The 21,056-nt window shown below is 72.0% G+C and carries 17 protein-coding genes and 2 tRNA genes; 10 read left to right on the top strand and 9 right to left on the bottom strand.

From position 1 onward, the window contains the following. Positions 1-3: 3 nt before the first annotated feature. From ACFC0D_RS04230 to ACFC0D_RS04215, 4 genes are all read left to right on the top strand, one after another. Positions 4-783: an HAD-IIA family hydrolase gene (locus ACFC0D_RS04230; RefSeq protein ID WP_376430925.1), complete on the top strand. Its 780-nt coding sequence runs from the start codon at positions 4-6 to the stop codon at positions 781-783. Positions 784-875: 92 nt separating this feature from the next. After that, entirely contained in the window at positions 876-1,502 is a 627-nt protein-coding gene (locus tag ACFC0D_RS04225; RefSeq protein WP_376430924.1) for a hypothetical protein, read from the top strand. Between the two features lie 38 nt (positions 1,503-1,540). After that, positions 1,541-2,173 carry a class F sortase gene (locus ACFC0D_RS04220; RefSeq protein WP_376431011.1) on the top strand — a complete coding sequence of 211 codons (633 nt, stop codon included), beginning with the start codon at positions 1,541-1,543 and terminating at the stop codon, positions 2,171-2,173. Between the two features lie 285 nt (positions 2,174-2,458). Continuing rightward, on the top strand, positions 2,459-3,490 hold the full coding sequence (locus ACFC0D_RS04215; protein WP_376430923.1) for a glycoside hydrolase family 6 protein: 1,032 nt from the start codon (positions 2,459-2,461) through the stop codon (positions 3,488-3,490). Positions 3,491-3,515: 25 nt separating this feature from the next. Here ACFC0D_RS04215 and ACFC0D_RS04210 read toward each other — a convergent pair whose 3' ends face one another. The 3 genes from ACFC0D_RS04210 to ACFC0D_RS04200 all read right to left on the bottom strand — a co-directional run bounded on the left by ACFC0D_RS04210 (position 3,516) and on the right by ACFC0D_RS04200 (position 7,618). Continuing rightward, positions 3,516-5,456, bottom strand: a complete 1,941-nt coding sequence (locus ACFC0D_RS04210) for a galactose oxidase-like domain-containing protein (protein WP_376430922.1) — start codon at positions 5,454-5,456, stop codon at positions 3,516-3,518. Then, complete coding sequence (locus tag ACFC0D_RS04205) at positions 5,453-7,297, bottom strand: glycosyltransferase family 2 protein (RefSeq protein WP_376430921.1); 1,845 nt, start codon at positions 7,295-7,297, stop codon at positions 5,453-5,455. The genes ACFC0D_RS04210 and ACFC0D_RS04205 overlap by 4 nt, the downstream gene beginning before the upstream one ends. 247 nt (positions 7,298-7,544) lie before the next feature. Further along, positions 7,545-7,618, bottom strand: a tRNA-Lys gene (locus ACFC0D_RS04200). A 184-nt stretch (positions 7,619-7,802) separates the two neighbouring features. Between ACFC0D_RS04200 and ACFC0D_RS04195 the strand changes: the two genes are divergently transcribed. From ACFC0D_RS04195 to ACFC0D_RS04170, 6 genes are all read left to right on the top strand, one after another. Further along, positions 7,803-9,257, top strand: coding sequence for a peptidoglycan-binding protein (locus tag ACFC0D_RS04195; protein WP_376430920.1), 1,455 nt, complete (start codon positions 7,803-7,805; stop codon positions 9,255-9,257). Positions 9,258-11,210: 1,953 nt separating this feature from the next. Then, positions 11,211-12,572: an SPFH domain-containing protein gene (locus tag ACFC0D_RS04190; RefSeq protein ID WP_376430919.1), complete on the top strand. Its 1,362-nt coding sequence runs from the start codon at positions 11,211-11,213 to the stop codon at positions 12,570-12,572. Positions 12,573-12,753: 181 nt separating this feature from the next. Further along, positions 12,754-13,344, top strand: coding sequence for a lytic polysaccharide monooxygenase (locus ACFC0D_RS04185; protein ID WP_376430918.1), 591 nt, complete (start codon positions 12,754-12,756; stop codon positions 13,342-13,344). A gap of 25 nt (positions 13,345-13,369) precedes the next feature. Beyond that, positions 13,370-15,031, top strand: a complete 1,662-nt coding sequence (locus ACFC0D_RS04180; RefSeq protein ID WP_376430917.1) for an AMP-binding protein — start codon at positions 13,370-13,372, stop codon at positions 15,029-15,031. 71 nt (positions 15,032-15,102) lie between these two features. Further along, positions 15,103-16,404 carry a sensor histidine kinase gene (locus ACFC0D_RS04175; RefSeq protein ID WP_376430916.1) on the top strand — a complete coding sequence of 434 codons (1,302 nt, stop codon included), beginning with the start codon at positions 15,103-15,105 and terminating at the stop codon, positions 16,402-16,404. Continuing rightward, positions 16,335-16,997, top strand: coding sequence for a response regulator (locus tag ACFC0D_RS04170; RefSeq protein ID WP_376430915.1), 663 nt, complete (start codon positions 16,335-16,337; stop codon positions 16,995-16,997). The genes ACFC0D_RS04175 and ACFC0D_RS04170 overlap by 70 nt, the downstream gene beginning before the upstream one ends. Positions 16,998-17,050: 53 nt before the next feature. Here the strand turns inward: ACFC0D_RS04170 and ACFC0D_RS04165 are convergent. From ACFC0D_RS04165 to ehuB, 6 genes are all read right to left on the bottom strand, one after another. Then, positions 17,051-17,124, bottom strand: a tRNA-Lys gene (locus tag ACFC0D_RS04165). Between the two features lie 74 nt (positions 17,125-17,198). Next, on the bottom strand, positions 17,199-17,957 hold the full coding sequence (locus ACFC0D_RS04160) for an IclR family transcriptional regulator (RefSeq protein ID WP_260229692.1): 759 nt from the start codon (positions 17,955-17,957) through the stop codon (positions 17,199-17,201). 167 nt (positions 17,958-18,124) lie between these two features. Further along, complete coding sequence (gene ehuA, locus ACFC0D_RS04155) at positions 18,125-18,877, bottom strand: ectoine/hydroxyectoine ABC transporter ATP-binding protein EhuA (protein WP_376430914.1); 753 nt, start codon at positions 18,875-18,877, stop codon at positions 18,125-18,127. Next, positions 18,867-19,517 (bottom strand): ectoine/hydroxyectoine ABC transporter permease subunit EhuD, encoded by a 651-nt coding sequence (ehuD, locus tag ACFC0D_RS04150; protein ID WP_376430913.1) that lies wholly within the window; start codon positions 19,515-19,517, stop codon positions 18,867-18,869. The genes ehuA and ehuD overlap by 11 nt, the downstream gene beginning before the upstream one ends. Beyond that, the gene (gene ehuC / locus ACFC0D_RS04145) at positions 19,514-20,173 is read right to left on the bottom strand and encodes an ectoine/hydroxyectoine ABC transporter permease subunit EhuC (RefSeq protein ID WP_376430912.1); all 660 of its coding nucleotides are present in this window, start codon (positions 20,171-20,173) and stop codon (positions 19,514-19,516) included. Before ehuC ends, ehuD begins: the two co-directional genes overlap by 4 nt. After that, positions 20,170-21,036, bottom strand: coding sequence for an ectoine/hydroxyectoine ABC transporter substrate-binding protein EhuB (ehuB, locus tag ACFC0D_RS04140; protein WP_376430911.1), 867 nt, complete (start codon positions 21,034-21,036; stop codon positions 20,170-20,172). Before ehuB ends, ehuC begins: the two co-directional genes overlap by 4 nt. Positions 21,037-21,056: the final 20 nt, after the last annotated feature.

Raw genomic sequence — 21,056 nt, 5'->3', positions numbered from 1 at the left:
CACATGGCAGAGCGCAAGCCGATCGAATCCTGGCTCACGGACATGGACGGCGTCCTCATTCACGAGGGCGTTCCGATCCCCGGCGCGGACGCGTTCATCAAGAAGCTGCGGGAGACCGGGAAGCCCTTCCTGGTCCTCACGAACAACTCGATCTACACCGCCCGCGACCTGCACGCCCGTCTCGCCCGCATGGGCCTGGACGTGCCCGTGGAGAACATCTGGACCTCGGCGCTCGCCACCGCCCGGTTCCTCGACGACCAGCGCCCCGGCGGCACCGCCTACGTCATCGGCGAGGCCGGCCTGACCACCGCGCTGCACGACATCGGCTACGTCCTCACCGACCACGACCCCGACTACGTGGTCCTCGGTGAGACCCGGACGTACTCCTTCGAGGCCATGACCAAGGCCGTCCGGCTCATCAACGCGGGCGCCCGGTTCATCTGCACCAACCCCGACGAGACCGGCCCCTCGCTCGAGGGCCCGCTGCCCGCCACCGGCTCGGTCGCCGCGCTGATCACCAAGGCCACCGGCAAGGACCCGTACTTCGCGGGCAAGCCCAACCCGCTCATGATGCGCACCGGCCTCAACGCGATCGGTGCCCACTCCGAGTCCAGCGCCATGATCGGCGACCGGATGGACACCGACATCCTGGCCGGACTGGAGGCGGGGATGCAGACCTTCCTGGTCCTGACCGGTCTGACGACGCACGCGGAGATCGACCGCTTCCCCTACCGCCCCTCCAAGATCGTCGACTCGATCGCCGACCTCGTGGAACGCGTGTAGTCGCCGGTCGGCCCCGGGGAGTGCCCCGGTCGGGCCCCTGCGGATGCGCAACTACCGGAACCGGGTGACCCTTCCTCTACCAGGAGGTCACGATGCGTTCAGGTCCTATTGCTCTCCGTGCCGCAGGGGCGGCCGCCATCCTGGTACTGGCACCCACGGCCGGTACCGCCATCGCCGGTGACGGTGTCAAGGCCACCGTCACCCCGTCCACCGCCAAGCCCGGCGCCGACGTCGACGTCCGTGTCCAGGGCTGCAAGGGCACCACCGGCACCGCCAGGTCCCACGCGTTCGTCGCCGACGCCGAGCTCACCGGCCGTGACGGGGGCGCGTACACCCTCTTCGGCGACACCACGATCAAGTCGGGTCTCCAGAAGGGCGCGTACAAGGTCAGCGTCACCTGCGACGGCAGGGAACACCGTGACGTCGGCGTGGTCGACGTCGAGAAGCACCGGCCGGAGCCGACCCACGCGGCCACGCTCGAGCCGATCCACCGGCCGACGTACCACCCGAGCCCCGTGGCCCCGGTCCGGGCCGGCGGCGGAGGCGCGGCTCTGGCGGTCCCGGTGCCCGCCGCGCCCGGCGTCGCGCAGACCACGACCGAGAGCGGCCTCGGCACCCCCTACACCCTCGTCGGCCTCGGTATGGCCGCGATCGCCGCCGTCGCCGTCGCCTTCCGCAGTGCGCGCCGCCGCCGCACGGGCACGACGCCGGTGGACTGACCGTGTCCGATGCGAGCAGCCCGGCCGGCACCGGTCGGATGCTGACCGGCGTGGCCTGGGCGCTCCTGCTCCTGGGCCTCTGGCTCTGGGGCCGCGAGATCACCGAAGGGCCGGGCGGCACCTCGGCCCCGACCACCGGTGACATGGCCGCGGTCGGCCGCCCGCTCGGCGCCCCGCTGCCCCCGGCACACCGCCCTCTGAGCCCCGCCGAGCCGCGCCGGGTCGAGATCCCCTCCCTCGGCATCGCCGCGCCGGTCGTCGGACGCGGCCTGGACGCCACGGGCGCGGTGGACCCGCCGCCGTTCGAGATGCCCCACTCGGTCGGCTGGTTCCGCACCGGCACCCGGCCGGGCGCCGAGGGCGCGGCGCTCCTCGTCGGCCATGTCGACACCGCGACCAAGCCCGCCGTCTTCTACGGCCTGAGCTCCGCCCGCCCCGGTGAGACGGTCAACGTGACCCGGACCGACGGCACGGTCGCCGAGTTCACCATCGACGACATCCAGGTCTTCCCCCGGGAGCGCTTCGACGCCCGGAAGGTGTACGGGCAGCGCCAGGCCGACCGGGCCGAACTGCGGCTGATCACCTGCGGCGGCACCTTCGACCGCAAGGCCGGGGCGTACACGGCGAACGTCGTCGTCTCCGCGTACCTCACCGGCACGGGCAAGGCCTGACGCACGGGCAGGACCTGGCGCATGGGCGGAGCTCGGCGGCCCGGGCGGGCCGCCGGAAGCGGAGCGGTCGCCGCCAGGCCCGGCCGGCGGACCACGTCCCGCGCGCCCGACGGCCGGGCCGGTCCTCGACCACGGGCGCACGGGCTGCGGGAGAAGCCCGGCGCCGCCGCGGGAGGTTCGGGTTCCGCAACTGTAGAACGGGCTTACGGTCCCGGCCCAGACCTCCTTTGTGCCACGATTGTCCTGACCGGTTCCGTACGGTTCCGTACACCCAAGGGGGAGTGGATGTACGCACATCGCACCGGACGTGCCCGCCTGGCGTGCGCCGCGCCGCTGGCCGCGGCTCTGCTGCTGTCGGCGTGCACGTCGTCCGGCGGAGGCTCGGGGGACGGCGGGGACAGGGGCGCCGCACCGTCGTCCGGCACCCAGCAGCCGAAGGAGACGGACCCCTTCTGGGTCAACCCGCAGGGCAAGGCGGCCAGGCAGCTCGCCGCGTACACGAAGGCGGGCCGCGCCGCGGACGCCGAACTCGTCGAGAGGATCGCCTCCCAGCCGGCCGGCGAGTGGGTCGGCACGGAGCGGCCCGAGGCCGAGGCCAGGACGCTGACCGAGGCCGCCCACAAGGCCGACCGGGAGGCGCTGCTCGTCCTCTACAACATCCCGCACCGCGACTGCGGCCAGCACTCCGCGGGCGGCGCGGCCGACGCCGGCGCCTACCGCGACTGGGTCGAGAAGGTCGCCCGGGGCATCGGGGAGCGGCGCGCCACCGTCGTCCTGGAGCCGGACGCGGTGATGCACATGGTCGACGGCTGCACCGAGCAGCAGTACCACGAGGAGCGGTACGAGCTCCTGAAGGGCGCTGTCCAGCGGCTGAAGCGCCAACCCGGCGTCACCGTGTACCTGGACGCGGGCAACGCCGGCTGGGGCAAGCCGGAGGAGATCTTCGAGCCGCTGCGGCGCGCGGGCGTGGCGGACGCCGACGGCTTCGCGGTGAACGTCTCCAACTTCCAGACCACCGAGGCAAGTACGGCCTACGGCAAGCAGCTGTCGGACCGGATCGGCGGCAAGCCCTTCGTCGTCGACACGAGCCGCAACGGCAACGGCCCCTACACCGAGGGCGATCCGCGGGAGAACTGGTGCAACCCGCCCGGCCGCGCGCTCGGTGAGCCTCCGACCGTCCGCACCGCCGATCCGCTGGTCAAGGCGTATCTGTGGATCAAGCGGCCGGGAGAGTCGGACGGTGACTGCAAGGGCGGTCCGAAGGCGGGGGAGTGGTTCGAGCAGTACGCGCTCGACCTGGCCCGCGGCGCCGAGTAGGACCGGTCGGGCAGGTCGGGACCAGTCAGGGCACCTCCACCCAGCGGGCTTCGGAGGGGGTGCCCCGCGCGTCCGTCACGAAGAGCATGTACCAGCCGGACGGGACCAGCGAGCGGTTCTTCGGCACGCCGAGCTCGACCCGGCCGGCCGTCTTCTTGAGCGTCAGGGCGATCGTGCGCTGGTCGACGTCGGTGACATGGGTGACGGCGCTCGGCCGGATCAGCTTCGCGGAGGTGATCGCCGCGGACTGCTGCGTACGGAACACCCCCGTGGTCCCGCGGGCGATCCTGCGGGGGCCTTCGCCGAGTTCGGGCCTGCCGCCGTCCCGGTGGAGATAGGGCGGGGTCCAGAGCTCGATGCGCTGCTCGAAGACGCCGGGCCGGGTGTTCGCCGGGTCGGAGAAGAGCGAGTCCGAGCCGAAGATCATGACCCGTCCGTCGGGGAGCAGCAGCGAGCCCGAGTGGTAGTTGCGGCCCACCCTCGGGTCGGCGACGCGCTTGTACGTACCGGTCCTCGGGTCGTACGTCCGCGCCTGGAGGATGTCGGAGCCGCCGCGCCCCCGGTAGTCCTCCGAGCCGCCCGTGACGAACACGGTGTCGTCCGGGAGCAGCGAGGCACTGGGGTAGCGGGTGCCCTTCTCCAGGGCGGCCCCGTCACGGAAGCGCGGGTCGGCGGCCTTGAGGTCGACGAGCCGGGTCTTCGCACTGGCCTTGTCGGACTCACCGACCCCGCCGCCGCCGATGACCATGAAGCGCTGGTCCTGGGCGGGCGGCAGCATCACGGTCGCGGAGGTCTCCATGCGGTCGGGGTCGCTCAGCCCGGGGACCTTGGTGAAGGTGTTGGTGCTCAGGTCCCAGATCCCGGGGTCGCGCCCGACGTCGGCGGGTCCGTAGCCGGCGTTCGAACCCGAGTAGAAGAGCTTCCCGTTCGACATCAGGAAGATCGCCGGGTAGGTCGGGAAGCGCCGCTCGATCCCGGTGTACGTCCATTTCTTCGTTCTCGGGTCGTAGATCTCGTCCTTGCCGGGCACGATCTGCCCGATCTCGTCGAGTCCGGAGAGGGCGAGGACCCGGCCGTCCTTCAGCGTGGTCAGCGTGGGGTACCAGCGGGCCTCGTTCATCGGGTCGACGGTCACGTACTTCTCGGCGACCGGATCGAACTCGTAGGCCTCCCTGATTCCCTGGAAGTCCTTCTTGTCCAGGGCGAGTTTCTGCGCGATGCCGTACACGTTGCGGGCGTCGGAGCCCTTCATGCCGGCCACCCGGTAGTTGTCCTCGGTGCCGGTCTCGTACGCCTTCCCGGACCGCTCGGCCTCGACATAGATCCGGCCGAGGCCGGGGGTGTTGTGGAGGAACCGCCCGGTGTTCCGGTCGAAGACCTTGGTGGCCCGCTCGACCAGGACGGGGTCCTTGGAGACGAAGGTCTTGCCGTTCGCCTTCCCGGTGAAGCGGGTGCCGGCGGGCAGGGTGATCGGCTTGTCGGGGTCCTCGTTGTGGACGATCATCAGGCCGCCGGCCTTGGTGACATCGCCCTCCAGCTTCTCGTACCGCTTGGTTCCGCCCGCCACCAGCAGCTTCCCGTCCGGGAGTTGGGTGTGCCCGGCACAGAACATGTCCTTCGGGGTCGGGATCTTCTTGAAGTTCCCGGTCTTCGGATCCCACAGCACCGACTCGAACTTCTTCGCGTCGAAGTTCTTCTGGTTGTTCCCCGAGCCCGCGATCAGCAGCACCTTCCCGGTGTGCAGCAGGGCCGCGTGGATCGCGTTGACCCGGAAGTCGGCGGGCACGTCGAGAAAGGCCCAGTGCCCGTTCGAAGCCTTGTACTCGGGCCGGTTGATCGCGTACTCGTGGTACCGCTCCGAGCCGAAGCGCCACAGCGCCGGTCCGTTCATCCCTGCGACCGCGACGACGACCGCGGCCCCGATCGCGACCCGCCGGAACCGGTTGCGACGCGCGTTGGCGATCATTCGTTACGCCCTCCCAGCGCGCTTTCCATGGGTTGCTGCGGGGCCTCGGCCCAGCGGGGCCGCTGTGCCGGTACGTGGACGGGTGCGGCCGGCGCCTCGGCGCGACGCCGCCGCTCGACGCGGATGCCGTACCGCCAGAGGAGGATCGGCGCGGCCGTGATCAGCAGCGCCAGCGAGGCCCAGGTGATCATCGCGGGGTGGTCGTGCCCGAAGAAGAACGAGGAGGCGAGCGAACCCCCGAAGACGACGATGAAGAAGAGATGGATCCGGAAGGTGCCGAAGAGGGTGTCGGGGCTGGAGGAGTCGCCCTTGGGTGTCACGACGAACGAACTCTTGCGCCGCAGGACCGCGTCCATCAGCGAGCGGGCGTAGATCGGTGCGGAGAGCGCGGACATCGCCATTCCGGCCAGGCCGCCGGACCCCTCGGGCTCGTGCGGAGAGACGTTGTGGCGTCGGTTCCAGATGTAGAGCCCGATCTGGAGCGCGGAGGCGTTGCCGTACAGCATCATCCACATCGCCGGGTCGATCTGGACGCCCGAGGCGCCCATGCCCAGGAAGAGCGCGCAGCTCAGCGCGGCCAGGATCCAGTTCAGCGCCGACATCGGATAGAAGATGATCATCATCGTGTAGTTGAAGAGCTTGCCGGGCGGCAGCGTCCCGAAGCCCTTCCAGTACTGCTTGAGGATCGTCTCGTACGTGCCACGGGACCAGCGCAGCTGCTGGGTGAAGAAGTCGGTCCAGGCGGTCGGACCCTCCCCGACGGCGAGCACGTCGGGCGTGTACACCGAGCGCCACTTGCGGCCCGTGGCGGGGTTGCGGTGCCGGTGCATCTCGAAGCCGGTCGCCATGTCCTCGGTGATCGAGTCGTACAGCCCGCCGATCTGCTTGAGTGCCCGGATCCGTACGGCGTTGGAGGTGCCGACGAACATCGGTGCGCCGTAGCGGTTGCCTGCGCGCTGGATCAGGGCGTGGAAGAGGAACTGCTGGGACTCGGCGGCCTTGGTGACGAAGGTGTCGTAGTTGCCGTAGACCTGCGGTCCGATGACGAAGCCGACGTCCGGGTCGCGGAACCAGCCCAGCATCCGCTCCAGGTAGTTGGGGAGCGGGACGTGGTCGGTGTCGACGGAGGCGAAGAAGTCGTAGTCGTCGCCGTGCGCCTGCAGCCAGGCGTTGTAGTTGCCGTGTTTGGTCTTCGCGCGGTGCGGCCCCTCGGACTGGTTCCAGGCGGGGACGCCCTTGCGGGAGAAGTGGCGGACGCCGAGCCGGGCGCAGACCGCCTTGACCTCGGGGTCGTCCCCCTCGTCGAGCAGCCAGACGTGCATGGGCCCGCGGTGGCGGATCTTCACGGCCGCCCGGAGGGTCTTCGTCACCATGGCGAGCGGTTCCTTGCCCGGGACGAAGGAGGTGAGGAAGGCGACCCGCGTGCCGGCCTCCGGGACCACCGGGACCGGGTCGCGGGCGACCAGGGTCGCGTGCGCGTTCGACAGGACGTTCATGGTGCGGAAGAGCTCGATCAGGCCGATCGACACCAGCATCACGATGTCGAGGGCGCGGAGCAGGTCGTTGTCGAGGTTCGGATCCCGCTCGGTCCAGTGCTGAGGCTGCATCAGCCAGACGAACAGGCCCAGCGAGACGAGCGGCGCGGCACCGAGCAGGAGCGCGGCGCGCAGCCGGTGCGGCTCCTGGGAGAGCAGGGAGCGGTAGCGCACCCGGTAGGGCTCGCCCGGATCGGGCTCGGTCAGTGGCCCGGCGAGCCGGCTGTAGTGCTCGTAGTCGTAGCGTGGCAGTGTCGTCACGGAACGGAGCCGAGTACCCCCGGCGGGCGTCCATGCAGACGTCATGAGTCCATCCCCCCGTGCGCGGCCGCGGGCGGGGCCCCCACCCCGCACTCGACGCGACCATGCGTCGCCCCCAACCCCCCAGGGACCAAGCCAGAGTCCACGACCCCGCTTCTTGATCGCAAGGGCGAAACGAGCTGTTTACCGCCCAAAGCCGGGCGCTCTGGTTCTGCTGTGACGAAAGGGATGCTGCGGGCTCATGGGACGACCGAGGCCCCCTCACCGATGGTGAGGGGGCCTCGATTCTGCGTGCGCCGCCAGGGACTCGAACCCCGGACCCGCTGATTAAGAGTCAGCTGCTCTAACCAACTGAGCTAGCGGCGCCTGCTGACCTGCGTAACTCTACCCGACGTCCGGGGGTGCTTCCGACCATTACCGGTCGCTCCCGGCCTGTCGGATGGTCGTATCAGGCCTTCGATCCGTCAAAATGTGATTTGTCCGGACAGTTGAGAAACCGGCGGCCGAACATCAGCGCCAAAAGATCTTGACGAGTGTGGAGGGGAATCGCATGAGCCTTCCGGTCTTCGAGGAGTTCGAGCCCGCGGCCGGCTGCGGCTGCGCGGGCTGCGCCCGGCAGCGGCGCGATCGTGCCCGTGGCCTGCCCGTACGGGCAGGCGGTCACCCGGCGGCGCACGGGGCGCGCCGCGCTCTGGTCCTGATGACGGCGGCGGGCGTGGTCCTCGGGGGAGGGGGCGCGCAGGCGACGGCGTCGGGGGCGGTGGGGCCTGTGGTGGAAACGACGGGCGGGCAGGTGGGTCTCGCGGCGGACAGGGCGTCGGTGCCGGGGCCCGACACGCCCCAGGGTGATGCGGGCCCGCTGCACGGCGGAGCGCACGGGCCGGGCCCTGGGTCCCGCCCCGGCCCCGGTCCGCAGCCCCCGTCCGGCGCCACCCCGACGACGGATCAGGGCTCCGCCCAGTCCCTGCGGACGGTCACCCGCGCCGAGATCATCAACCGCGCCAAGCGGTGGGTGAGCGCGCAGGTCCCGTACTCGATGGAGAAGTACTGGTCCGACGGCTACCGCCAGGACTGCTCCGGCTACATCTCGATGGCGTGGAACCTGCGCGCCAACGAGTGGACCGGCAGCCTGGACGGCTTCGCCGAGCGGATCGACCGTGCGGATCTCCAGCCCGGCGACATCCTCCTCTTCCACAACCCGGCCGACCCGGCCAGGGGCTCGCACGTCACGCTCTTCGGCGGGTGGACGGACCACACCCGCACGTCGTACATCGCGTACGAGCAGACCGAGCCGCGCACGCGCCGGCAGGCCACGCCGCTCGCGTACTGGGTCAACGCGGACCGCTATGTGGCGTACCGCTACAAGGCCGTGGTCGGTGGCGGCGTCGACGACGGTGGTGTCGGCGATGGCGGCGTCAGCCGTGGCGCGTCCACGACCGCGGCCCCCCGGACGGCCGGCGCCGCCGCCGCGACCGCGGTCCCGTATCCGGGCGAGGCGATGTTCGGCGCCGGCGCGAACAACGCGTACGTCACCCAGCTCCGGCGGCTGCTGATCGCGCGGGGCGCCGAGCAGTACTACGGCCAGGATCCCGGACCGCGCTGGGGCGAGGCGGACCGTCGGGCGACCCGGGCGTTCCAGCGGGCGCAGGGCTGGAAGGGCGAGGAGGCGGACGGGCTGCCGGGGCCGCGGACGTGGCGACTGCTGGTGTCGGGCCAGGGTCGGAGCATCGGCGGTTCGAGTGGTTCGGGCGGTCCGAGCACAGATGCGCAGGGGTTCCCCGGGCGTGGCTACTTCCGTCCGGGCCAATCCAACGCATATGTGGAGAAGCTGGGCAAGCAGCTGGTGAAGCGGGGCTACGGCAAGCACTACCTGTCGGGTCCCGGTCCGCGCTGGGGCGAGGCGGACCGTCGCAGTGTCGAGGCGTTCCAGCGGGCACAGGGATGGCGCGGCGGCGCGGCCGACGGCCACCCGGGCCCGGAGACCTGGCGGCGCCTGTTTCGATGACCCCGAGAACATGAGGTGGATCCCATGACCCGTTCGACCCCATACCCCGACTCGGGCGCGGCGGCGAGCCGCGACGCGGCCCGGTCGGCGATCCGCCTGACGGACGAGACGCGCCCACCGAGACGGCGCCCGTCGGACGCCTCCCGCAACGGCCCGACGCCGGGGGCGGGCGGGGGCGGTGACGGTTCTGCCACGGCGCCGGGCGGGGGCGGCTCCGTCGCCCCGACCTCGGCGGGGCGCCTGGACGGCGTCGCCGGCGAGGCCCGGACGAACGCCGGGCCGACGCCGACGGCCGCATCCGTGACGGGGGTCGGTGACCCCAAGGGTCCGGAGTACGGGACCGCGGGGGCCGGGGCCCCGAAGGTGTCGACGACGGCCCCGGACAACCATCCGGAAGCGCCGGGCGCGCCGACGACGGCGGGTGGTCCGGGCACGAGTCCCGGCGGGTCGGCTGCCGGTGGTGGTGTGGCTGGTGTCGGCCAGGGCGACCGGCCGGGCGCTCCTGCCGCCCTGGCGGGTGCCCCGCAGACGTCGTCCGGCGCGGGCAGCGGGCTCGGTTCGTCTGCGGCGCCGACGACGGCGGGTGGTCCGGGCACGAGTCCCGGCGGGTCGGCTGCCGGTGGTGGTGCGACGGGGTTCCGCCCGGACGACCGGCCGGGCGCTCCTGCCGCCCTGGCGGGTGCCTCGCAGACGCCGTCCGGCGCGGGCAGTGGGCTCGGTTCGTCTGCGGCGCCGACGAAGGCGGTTGGCTTGGAGGCGGGCTCCGGCGGGTCGGCTGCCGACGGTGGTGCGGCGGGGGTCGGCCAGGGCGACCGGCCCGGCGCTCGCGCCGCCCCGGCGCGTGCCCCGCTCACGTCCTTCGGCGCGGACAAGAGGCCGGGTCCGTCTGCGGCTTCGGCGACCTCGTCCGGTGCGCCGACGGTGGCGGGTGGTTTGGAGGCAGGCTCCGGCGCGCCGGCTGCCGGTGGTGGTGTAGCTGGTGTCGGCCAGGGCGACCGGCCGGGCGCTCCTGCCGCCCTGGCGGGTGCCCCGCAGACGTCGTCCGGCGCGGGCAGTGGGCTCGGTTCGTCTCCGGCGCCGACGAAGGCGGGTGGCCTGGGCGCGCCCTCCGGCGCGCCGGCTGCCGGTGGTGGTGTGGCCGGGGTCGGCCAGGGCAACCGGCCAGGCTCTCCCCAGGCCCCGGCGGGTGCCCCGCACGCGCCTTCCGGCGCGGACAAGAGGCCGGGTCCGTCTACGGCTTCGCCGACCTCGTCCGGCGCGCCGACGACGGCGGGTGGCCTGGAGGCGGGCTCCGGCAGGTCGGCTGCCGCCGGTGGTGCGGCGGGTATCGGCCCGGACAATCGGCCAGGCGCTGCCCAAGCCCTGGCGGGTGCCCCGCACACATCGTCCGGCGCGGACAGCGGGCTCGGCTCGCCTGCCGCTTCGACGACCTCGTCCGCGGCGCCGACGAAGGCGGTTGGCTTGGGCGCGAGCTCCGGCGCGCCGGCAGATGCCGGCGGTGTGGCCGAGGTCGGCCAGGGCAACCTGCCCGGCGCTCCCGCCGCCCCGGCGGGTGCCCCGCTCACGTCCTCCGGCGCGGACAAGAGGCCAGGTCCGTCTGCCGCTTCGACGACCTCGCCTGGGGCGTCGACGACGGCGGGTGGCCTGGGCGCGAGCTCCGGCGGGTCGGCTGGCGGCCCGGGCAACCGGCCCGGCTCTCCCGCCGCTTCGGCTAACCCGTCGGGCGCACCGGCGACGGCGGGTGGCTCGGGTACGCGCTCCGCCGCATCGGCGTCTGCCGGTGGTGAGGCCGCGGTCGGTCCGGGCGACCGGCCCGGTTCTCCCGTCGGCTCGGCAGGTTCGGCGCTCGGGGTGTCGGCCAGGGCGGCCGGCTCGGATGTGCGTGGTGGGCCGGAGGCCCGGCCCGACGTGCCTACCGATTGGCCCGGTTCGCCTTGGCCTTCGGCGGGTTCGGTGACCTCGCCGGGCGGACCGCGGCGGCCCGGCCTGTCGACGACGCCCGGCGGCGCCTCCGGTACGGGCCAGGGCAACCGGCCCGGTTCGCCCACCGTCCCGCCCGCCGCGGCGGACGGCCCGGGGGTGACGCCCGGCGGCCGCCGTGGCGCAGCCGGGTCCGGGGACGACATGCGGCGGATCATCGGGGCCGAAGTCGGCGTCATCGCTGTGCCCGTCGCCGCCGAGGCGCCGGCGGCGGTGACGGCCAAGGCGCCCCGGACCGGGGCGCGGCGGAAGACCGTGATCGGGACCGAGACCACCGGGTCGATCCCCGTGCACCTGCTCTTCCGGGACGAGCCCGAGCCGGACGACGACGGCGGGCCCGCCACCATCGCCATGGCACCCCCCGTCGTGGCCAAGGCCGTCATCCCCGCCCCCGCCCGCCCCGAGCCCTCCCGCCCCGCCCCGACCGCCGACCCCAAGCTCGTCGAGCGCGCCGGCTCCGTCCTCCCCGGGTGGATCGGGGTCGTCGGCGGCCTCCTCGCACTCGCCGGGTGCGCGGCCGTCCTGTGGTCGGCCGGGGCCGTGCCCGGGGAGCTGGCCCGGATGCTCCGGGTGACCCCGCCTCCGTACCACGGCATCCCCCTCGGGCAGTGGGCCCTGCTCGCCCTCGGGGTGCTGGCCGTCCTCTTCACCCTCGGCGGTCTCGGCCGCGGCCGCGTCGGCTACGCCTGGGTCCTCACGCTCTTCGGTGACTATCGGGGCAGCGTCCGCCGTACCGGTCTCGTCTGGGTCAGTCCCCTCCTCCTGCGCCGCCGCGTCGACGTCCGCCTTCGCCACTGGCGCAGCGAGCCGCTCTCCGCGGTGGACGCCAAGGGCACGGCCCTGCGGGTCGTCGTCCTCGTCGTCTGGCGCGTCCGTGACACCGTCCGCGCCGCCCTCGGGGTCGACGGTCACGAGGAGTACCTGCGCAAGCAGGTCGAGGCGGCGATGGCCAGGGTCCTGTCCCAGCTCCCGGCGGACGCCTTCCACGAGGACGCCCCGACTCTTCGGGACGCGGAGGCCGTCGGCGAGGCCCTGACCCGGATGCTCTCCGCCGAGTGCGCCCCGGTGGGGATCGACGTGTTCTCGGCGCAGCCGACCCGTATCGAGTACGCACCCGAGATCGCGGCCGCGATGCAGCGCCGTCGGATCGCGGCGATCGACGCCAAGCACCGGGACAGCGTGCTGACCTCCGTCGTGGAGGCGGTGGACGACGTGGTCCACCGGCTGACCACGCGTGGTCTGGTCGAACTGGACGACTACGAGCGCAATGCGCTGGTCAAGGACCTGACGGTGGCGTTCTACACCGGCCGTACCGGTCCGGTGGAAGCCCCGTGATTGGTATGGACATGTTCAACTTCCGTCAATACCTTGATACTTGGTCTAGACCGGAATAGCTTCCACCGCACCACCCGAACAGCGCCACCCGAAAACAGCACCACCCGAACAACACCATCGAAGCAACCGCACGCGTGCACCACGGGTCACCGAACTCCCCCACGTTCACCTGGAGTGACACATGCGCAAAAAGATAGGCGTGGCGGCGGTGGCGCTCGGCGTCGCCGGCGCCTCCCTCTTCGCCACGAGCAGCGCCAGTGGCCACGGCTACACCGACTCCCCGATCAGCCGCCAGAAGCTCTGCGCCAACGGCACCGTGACGAACTGCGGATCCATCCAGTGGGAGCCGCAGTCCGTCGAGGGCCCCAAGGGCTTCCCCGCCGCCGGTCCCGCCGACGGGAAGATCTGTTCCGCCGGCCTCACACAGTTCGCCCAGCTCGACGACCCGCGTGGTGGCGCCTGGCCCACCACGAGGATCACGGCGGGTCAGAGCTACAGCTTCCGCTGGCAGTTCACCGCCCGTCACCGCACCACCGACTTCAAGTACTACATCACCAAGAACGGCTGGAACGGCACCCAGAAGCTCACGCGGGCCTCGCTCGACCCGCAGCCCTTCCTCACCGTCCCGTACAACAGCCAGCAGCCTCCGGCCACCCTCTCGCACTCCGGGACCATCCCGGCGGGCAAGACCGGCAGGCATCTGATCCTGGCGGTGTGGACGATCGCGGACACCGCGAACGCCTTCTACGCCTGCTCGGATGTTCAGTTCTGACGGGTAGTCAGTTATCGTCCGGCGTATGACCGTGGCGGAGCTCGTGCAGCGTCAATGGGGCGATCACAGGGTCGGACTGAGGAGCCACGAGGCGGTCCTCACCCATCACCAGGTCGCCGCGGGCGCCGCCGCGCGGGCCGCACTGCTCGTCGATCTGCTGCCCCGAGGTGCCGAGCCGCACCTCGGGGTGCTCCTCGACAACACGCCGGAATTCCCGCTCTGGCTGAGCGCGGCGGCCCTCGCCGGGGCCGCCGTCGCCGGCATCAACCCCACCCGCCGCGGTGCCGAGCTGGCCCGTGACATCGTCCACACCGACTGCCGTGTCCTGGTCACCCAGCGCGCGTACCTTCCCCTGCTCGACGGACTTCCCCTGCCGGGCGTACGGGTGCTGGTGACCGACACGGACGCGTACCGCGCACTCCTCACCCCCTTCGAGGGCGCCGAACCCGGCGAGGCCGTCGCCCGCCCGGTGCGCCCCGACAGCCGGCTGCTCCTCTACTTCACCTCCGGCTCGACCGGCGCCCCCAAGGCGGCGATCTGCAGCCAGGGCCGCCTCGCGGCCGCGGCCGGGTCGCTCGTCTCCCACTTCCGGCTGCGGCCCGAGGACGTGCACTACATCTGCATGCCGATGTTCCACGGCAACGCGGTCATCGCGGACTGGGCACCGGCGCTCGCCGCCGGAGCGGGCGTGGCGCTGCGGGCCCGGTTCTCGGCCTCCCGCTTCCTGCCGGACGTCCAGGAGTTCGGCGCCACGTACTTCACCTATGTGGGGCGCGCCGTGCAGTACCTGCTCGCCACACCGCCGCGTCCCGACGACCGCGAGCACCGGCTGCGCCTAGGCTTCGGGACGGAGGCGGGGGCGATGGACGCGGCCCGCTTCGAGGAGCGGTTCGGTGCCCGGCTCGTCGAGGGGTACGGCTCCTCCGAGGGCGGCGCGGCGATCCAGCGGACCCCCGACACCCCGACCGGAGCCATCGGCCGGGCGGCGCCGGGGGACGACCTGGCGGTGGTGGACGCGGCGACCGGCGAGGAGTGCGAGCCCGCCGTCCTCTCGCCCGAGGGCCGGCTCCTCAACGCCTCCGCGGCGATCGGCGAACTGGTCAACCGCGGCCGGAACCCCTTCGAGGGCTACTGGCGCAACCCCGAGGCGCAGTCGGCCCGGCTGCGCGGGGGCTGGTACTGGACCGGCGACCTCTTCTACCGGGACACCGACGGCTTCCTTTACTTCGCGGGGCGGACGGACGACCGGCTGCGGGTCGACAGCGAGAACCTCGCCGCGGCCGTGATCGAGCAGATCCTCTCCCGCTGGGACCGCGCCGCCGGCGTCGCCGTCTACGCGATACCCGACCCGGTGGCCGGGGACCAGGTGATGACCGCGATCGCCCTGCGCGACGACGCCGCCTTCGACCCGACCGCGTTCCAGGAGTTCCTGGCCGCCCAGCCGGACCTGGGCACCAAGATGCCGCCACGGTTCGTACGCCTCGTCCCCGCACTGCCCCTGACCGCCACGAACAAGATCCACCGCGTGGCCCTGCGCCGGGAGGCCTTCCTCTGCGAGGACCCGGTCTGGTGGCGTCCGGAGACGGGGAGCCCGTACGAGCCACTCACGCCGGAGGCGGTCACCGCCCTCCACACCGCGTACGCCGCCCATGGCCGCTCACCGCGTGGCCCCGGCGCCCCGGGGTAGGGCCAGGCATACCCGCGTACACCCACCAGACCGATGGTTCCGCCCGCCGGTCGGCCCCTACCGTGGGGGCCATGGAGCCCCGAACCCCCTGGCAGGCCCTCACCCGGCCCCGATTCCCGCGCGGCGACTGGCCCTGGCGGTCAGCCGGCTATCTCGCCACCGGAGTGATCACCGGCGCGGCCGCCCTCCTGGTCCTGCTCCTCCTCGTCGTCTTCTCCTTCGTGCTCGTCGGGCTCCCGCTCCTCCTCCTCGCCGGGGTCGCCCTCGGCGGCATCGAGCGCCGCCGGCTCCGGCTCGTCGACCTCGACCCGGCCGCCGATCCGCACCGGCTCCCCGACACCCCCGGCCTCGCCGCCTGGCTTCGCGTACGGGTCCGGGAACAGGCCACCTGGCGGGAGCTCGCGTACGCCGTCCTGCACGCCACCGTCCTGTGGCCGCTCGACCTGATCGTCCTGGCCGTCGCCCTCGGCCTGCCCGCCGCGCTGATCAGCGCCCCCCTCCAGCTCGCCGCCGACGGCCAGGAGGCCAAGGTCGTCAAGGCGTACCTGGTCACCTCCTATCCGCAGGCGTTCGCCGCCGCCCTCCTCGGAGCGGTGCTCCTCGTCGCCCTCCTCTATCCGCTCGCTGCCCTCGCCGGCGCCCGCGCCGCCCTGAGCCGCGCCCTGCTCGCCCCCCGGGAGGCCGAGCTGAGGGACCGGATCGGCGAGGTCACCGCCTCCCGGGCCCGGCTCGTCGACGCCTTCGAGGCCGAGCGGCGCCGGATCGAGCGCGATCTCCACGACGGCGCGCAGCAACGCCTGGTCGCCCTCACCATGACCCTCGGTCTCGCCCGCCTCGACGCCCCGCCGGGACCGCTCGCCGACCAGCTCGCCCAGGCCCACGCGGAGGCCGGCCGGGTCCTCACCGAACTGCGCGAACTCATCCACGGCATCCACCCGCAGGTGCTCGCCGACTACGGCCTCGGCGCGGCCCTCACCGACGCGGCCGACCGCTCCGTCGTCCCCGTCGACACCGACATCGACCTGCCCCGGCTGTCCACCGCCGTGGAGAGCGCCGGCTACTTCGCCGTCTGCGAGGCCCTCGCCAACATCGGCAAGCACAGCGGCGCCACCTCGGCCCGGATCACCGCACGCCACGCGTCCCGGCAACTCCGTATCGACATCGAGGACGACGGACGGGGAGGGGCGGACCCGGATCGGGGGAGCGGCCTCACCGGTCTCGCCGACCGGCTCGCCGTCCTCGATGGCACACTGACGATCATCAGCCCGGCCGGCGGCCCGACCCTCCTGCGAGTGGAGATCCCTTGTCCCGCACTGCCCGATCGCTCCGAGTCGTCCTCGCCGAGGACAGCGTCCTCCTCCGCGAAGGGCTGATCGGGCTGCTCGCCCGCTTCGGCCACGAGGTCGTTGCCGCGGTCGGCGACGCCGAGGGACTGCACGCGGCCGTGACCGAGCACGACCCGGACATCGTCGTCACCGACGTCCGGATGCCGCCCGGTTTCCAGGACGAGGGGCTGCGCGCCGCGGTCGCCCTGCGGGCCGACCGCCCCCGTCTGCCCGTCCTCGTCCTGAGCCAGTACGTGCAGCGGACCTACGCCGCCGACCTCCTGGACGCGGGCGACGGCACCGGCGTCGGCTACCTCCTGAAGGACAGGGTCGGGCAGGTCGAGGAGTTCCTGGACGCCCTCTCCCGGGTCGCGGACGGTGGCACGGTCGTGGACCCCGAGGTCGTACGGCAGCTGCTGCGCCGCCACCGCGACCCGCTGGCGGCGCTGACGCCGCGCGAGCGCGAGGTCCTGGCGCTGGTCGCCGAGGGGCATTCGAACGGGGAGATCGCCCGCCGGCTCGTCGTCACCGAGGCGGCCGTCGGCAAGCACATCGGCAACATCCTGGGGAAGCTGGACCTGCCGCCCGCCGAGGACACCCACCGCCGGGTGCTCGCGGTCCTCACCTACCTGCGGGCGTAGCCGCGGCATGCACGAAGAAGCCCCCCGCCTGCGCGAGGGGCTTCTTCCGTCTGTGCGCCGCCAGGGACTCGAACCCCGGACCCGCTGATTAAGAGTCAGCTGCTCTAACCAACTGAGCTAGCGGCGCCTGCTGACAGAGAAAATACTACCTGGTCCTCGGGGGTGGTTCCGACCACCCCTCCGAGGACCGGGTCACATGTCTCAGATCGCCAGCGAGAGCACCACGGGCGCGGCCCTGCGGTTCAGCGTGTCCGCCGCCGAGCGCAGGCGGTGGGCGTGCTCGATCGGAAGGGAGAGCGCCAGGCAGCCCACGGCCGCACCGGCCGTCAGCGGAACCGCCGCGCAGACCGTGCCGACGGCGTACTCCTGGAGGTCGAGCACCGGGACCGTCGGCGGCTGGCTGTCCAGCTTGGAGAAGAGCACCTTCTCGTTGGTGATCGTCCGGGAGGTGAGCCGGGCGATCTTGTGGCGGGAGAGGTGGTCGCGGCGGCCGTTCTGGTCCAGCTGGGTCAGCAGGCACTTGCCGACGGCGCTCGCGTGGGCGGCCGAGCGGAAGTCCACCCACTCGTTGACCGCGGGTGTGCGCGGGCCGGCGGCGAACTGGGTGATCTTCACCTCGCCGTCGATGTACCTGCTGATGTAGACGGCGGCGCCGACGGAGTCGCGGAGCTCGGTCAGCGTCTCCTGGAGCTTGCCCTCCAGTGCCTCACGGCGGGTGAGGCCGGAGCCGAGGAGGACCAGCGAATCGCCGATCACATAGGCGCCGTCGGCGACCTGCTCGACGTACCCCTCACGGCGGAGCATCAGCAGCAGGGAGGACAGATGGGCGACGGGCAGACCGGTCTCACGAGCGATCTGGACGTCCGTCACCCCGCCACCGTGCCGTGAGACCGTCTCAAGGACGCGCAGGGCGTATTGCACCGAGTGGAACGGCGCGGTGGGCTCGGGCTTCAGCGCCACGGTTTCCCCCTACCAGGTTGTGACCGCAAGCTTCCGTACCACGATAGCCGCCAAGGCCCCTTTTCGGGGCGGCTGTTGGCGAGATAAGTGCGGCGCCCCAGCGTCATACGCTGGGGCGCACCACCCTGGCATATGCCAGAGTCAAAGCTGAATCGCAGAGGCTGAGGTCAGAGCACCGCGCCGAGAAACTCGCGAGTACGCGGATGCTCAGGTTCCGAGAAGATTTTTTCCGGAGAACCGGACTCGATCACCCTTCCCGCGTCGAACATCAGGACCTCGTCCGAGATGTCCCGGGCGAAGTTCATCTCGTGCGTCACACAGATCATGGTGATGTCGGTCGACTCGGCGATCTCCCGGAGCAGATCCAGCACCCCCGCCACCAGCTCCGGATCGAGCGCCGAGGTCACCTCGTCGAGCAGCAGCACCTTCGGCTCCATCGCCAACGCCCGTGCGATGGCGACCCGCTGCTGCTGGCCGCCGGACAGCTGCGCGGGCTTGGCCTCGCACTTGTCGGTCAGGCCGACCATGTCGAGCAGTTCGCGCCCACGCGCCTCCGCCTCCTCCCGGCTCTTCCCGAGGGCCCGGACGGGTGCCTCGGTGATGTTGCGCAGAACGTCCATGTGAGGGAAGAGGTTGAAGTGCTGGAAGACCATTCCGATCTTCTTCCGCGCCTCGCGCCGGTGCTTCTCGTCGGCCGGATGCAGCGTTCCTCCGTTGACCCGAATGGTGCCCTTGTCGGGTTTCTCCAGGGTCATCAGGAGGCGCAGGATCGTCGTCTTTCCGGAACCGGAGGGTCCGATCAGCGTGACGTGCTTGCCGGGGCGGACGGAGAAATTGAGATCGTCGAGGACCGTCTGATCGCCGAAGCGCTTGGTGACGTTCTCGAAACGAATGAGGGCATTCTCGGAATCAGTGGACAAGGCGGCGCTCCAGAGTGCGGATGAGAAGGGAAGCGGGGTACGCGACCAGGACGAAGGCCACACCGATCACCGTGAGCGGCTCGGTGTACTGGAAGGTGGCCGCCGATTCCAGCCGGGACTGCTGGAGGAGCTCCAGCACACTGATACCGGCCAGCAGCGGGGTGTCCTTCAGCATCGCGATGACGTAGTTGCCGAGCGCGGGCGCGATCCGGCGCAGGGCCTGCGGCAGGATCACCGTCAGCCAGGTCCGGTGGCGCGGCAGGCTGAGCGCCTTCGCCGCCTCCCACTGCCCGGCCGGTACGGCGTCGATGCCGGCCCGGTAGACCTGTGCGGTGTACGTCGAGTAGTGCAGCCCGATCGCGAGCGTGCCGGTGGTCAGGGCGGAGAACTGCACGCCCCATTCCGGCAGCACGAAGAAGAGGAAGAAGAGCTGCACGAGCAGCGGGGTGGTGCGGACGAACTCGGTGACGGCGTGCACCGGCCAGCGCACGAGCCGGCTGCGGGCCCGGAAGCCCAGCGCCCACACCAGGCCGAGCGAGAACGAGATCAGCGAGCCGAGCACCAGCACCTGGAGGGTGACGAGCAGCCCGTCCCAGAAGCGCGGCATGAAGTCCGCCACCGCGGACCAGTCCCAGTTCACTTGGCCATCACCCCCAGGTTCGCCTTGCCGCGTCGCTCCAGCGCCTTCATCGAGCGGGTGATCACCAGCGCGATCACGAAGTAGACGACCAGGGTCACGGTGTAGATCCCGCCGCTCTCCTGGGTCGCGAGCCGCGCGAGGTACGCCGCGAAGGAGACGTCACCGACGCCGAGCAGCGAGACCAGGGCGGTGCCCTTGAGCAGCTCGACCAGCAGGTTGCAGAAGGACGGCATCATCTCGGGCACGGCCTGCGGGAGCAGCACGAACCGCAGCCGCTGCCAGGGCGTGAGGCTGAGCGCGACCCCCGCCTCGCGCTGTGCCTTCGGTACGGCGTTCAGGGCACCGCGCACGACCTCGGCGCCGTAGGCGCCGTAGCAGAGGCCGAGCGCGAGGATCGCCGCCCACATCGGGACGAGCTGCCAGCCGGCCAGCGGCGGCAGCACGAAGAAGAACCAGAACATCAGGATCAGCGCGGAGGAGCCGCGGAAGACCTCGGTGTAGAACCCGGCCAGGAAGCGGACGACGCGGGAGCGGTGGGTACGGGCGCTGCCGACGGTGAACGCGACCGCGGCGGCGAGCGCGGCGGAGGCGATCAGGAGCTGGAGGGTGATCCAGATGCCGGGCAGGACCCAGTTCTGCCAGAGTCCGGCGGTCATCGGCACAGCTCCTCGGCGGTCATGGTGGTCATCTCGGCCTCGGTGAAGCCGAAGCGCCGCAGGATCCTGAAGAGCTCGCCGCTCTTCTTCATCCGGTGCAGCTCGGTGTTGAAGGCGTCCCGCAGAGCGGTGTCGGTGGGGCGGAAGGCGAAGCCGCCGCCGTCGATCTTCTTCCTGCCGTCGACGACGGTGGCGAAGGGCTCGGTGGCCTCGGCCTTCGAGGACTTGCGGACGACCGCGCGGGTGGTCAGCGCGGTGGCGGCGAAGGCGTCGACGCGGCCGGACTCGACCGCGTTCAGGCCGGCGACCTGGTCCTGGAGGATCACGATGTCCTGCTCCGCGTACCCGGCGGCGACGGCGTGCGCGATCTGGGCGTAGCCGCTGCCGGTCGCGAAGCTCGCCCTGGCGCGCACCACGTCCTCGTACGAGCGCAGGTTCTTCGGGTTGCCCTTGCGGACGATGAAGGAATCGAGCATCTGGTACTCGGGGTCGGCGAAGAGCACCTGCGCGCAGCGCTCCTTGTTGATGTACATCCCCGCCGAGACGACGTCGAACTGCTGGGAGTTGAGCCCGGGTATGAGCGAGGCGAAGTCGGTGGCCACCGGCTGGACACGGGTGATGCCGAGCCTGCCGAAGATCACCCGGGCGAGCTCGGGCGCCTCGCCGGTGAAGGCGCCCTGCTCGTCGACGTAGCCGTACGGGACCTCGCCCGCGATGCCGAGGCGGACCGTGTCCTGGGATCTGAGCCGGCTGAGGGTGTCTCCGGAGGCGACGCGGGCGCAGCCGGCCGCGCCGACCGCCGCCGCGGCTGCCGTTCCCCACAGCATCGTCCGCCGCCGTATCTGTTGCGTTGTTCGAGGCATGGGCGCGCGGCTACCCGAAG

Origin of the sequence: Streptomyces sp. NPDC056222 (genome assembly GCF_042264065.1) — a bacterium.
Lineage (GTDB): Bacteria > Actinomycetota > Actinomycetes > Streptomycetales > Streptomycetaceae > Streptomyces.
This window is presented reverse-complemented; position numbering and strand designations above follow the sequence as displayed.

Coding starts and splice junctions, on each gene's coding strand:
- ACFC0D_RS04230 (WP_376430925.1), top strand. CDS start 4: ATGGCAGAGCGCAAGCCGATCGAATCCTGGCTCACGGACATGGACGGC.
- ACFC0D_RS04225 (WP_376430924.1), top strand. CDS start 876: ATGCGTTCAGGTCCTATTGCTCTCCGTGCCGCAGGGGCGGCCGCCATC.
- ACFC0D_RS04220 (WP_376431011.1), top strand. CDS start 1,541: ATGCTGACCGGCGTGGCCTGGGCGCTCCTGCTCCTGGGCCTCTGGCTC.
- ACFC0D_RS04215 (WP_376430923.1), top strand. CDS start 2,459: ATGTACGCACATCGCACCGGACGTGCCCGCCTGGCGTGCGCCGCGCCG.
- ACFC0D_RS04210 (WP_376430922.1), bottom strand. CDS start 5,456: ATGATCGCCAACGCGCGTCGCAACCGGTTCCGGCGGGTCGCGATCGGG.
- ACFC0D_RS04205 (WP_376430921.1), bottom strand. CDS start 7,297: ATGACGTCTGCATGGACGCCCGCCGGGGGTACTCGGCTCCGTTCCGTG.
- ACFC0D_RS04195 (WP_376430920.1), top strand. CDS start 7,803: ATGAGCCTTCCGGTCTTCGAGGAGTTCGAGCCCGCGGCCGGCTGCGGC.
- ACFC0D_RS04185 (WP_376430918.1), top strand. CDS start 12,754: ATGCGCAAAAAGATAGGCGTGGCGGCGGTGGCGCTCGGCGTCGCCGGC.
- ACFC0D_RS04180 (WP_376430917.1), top strand. CDS start 13,370: ATGACCGTGGCGGAGCTCGTGCAGCGTCAATGGGGCGATCACAGGGTC.
- ACFC0D_RS04175 (WP_376430916.1), top strand. CDS start 15,103: ATGGAGCCCCGAACCCCCTGGCAGGCCCTCACCCGGCCCCGATTCCCG.
- ehuC (WP_376430912.1), bottom strand. CDS start 20,173: ATGACCGCCGGACTCTGGCAGAACTGGGTCCTGCCCGGCATCTGGATC.
- ehuB (WP_376430911.1), bottom strand. CDS start 21,036: ATGCCTCGAACAACGCAACAGATACGGCGGCGGACGATGCTGTGGGGA.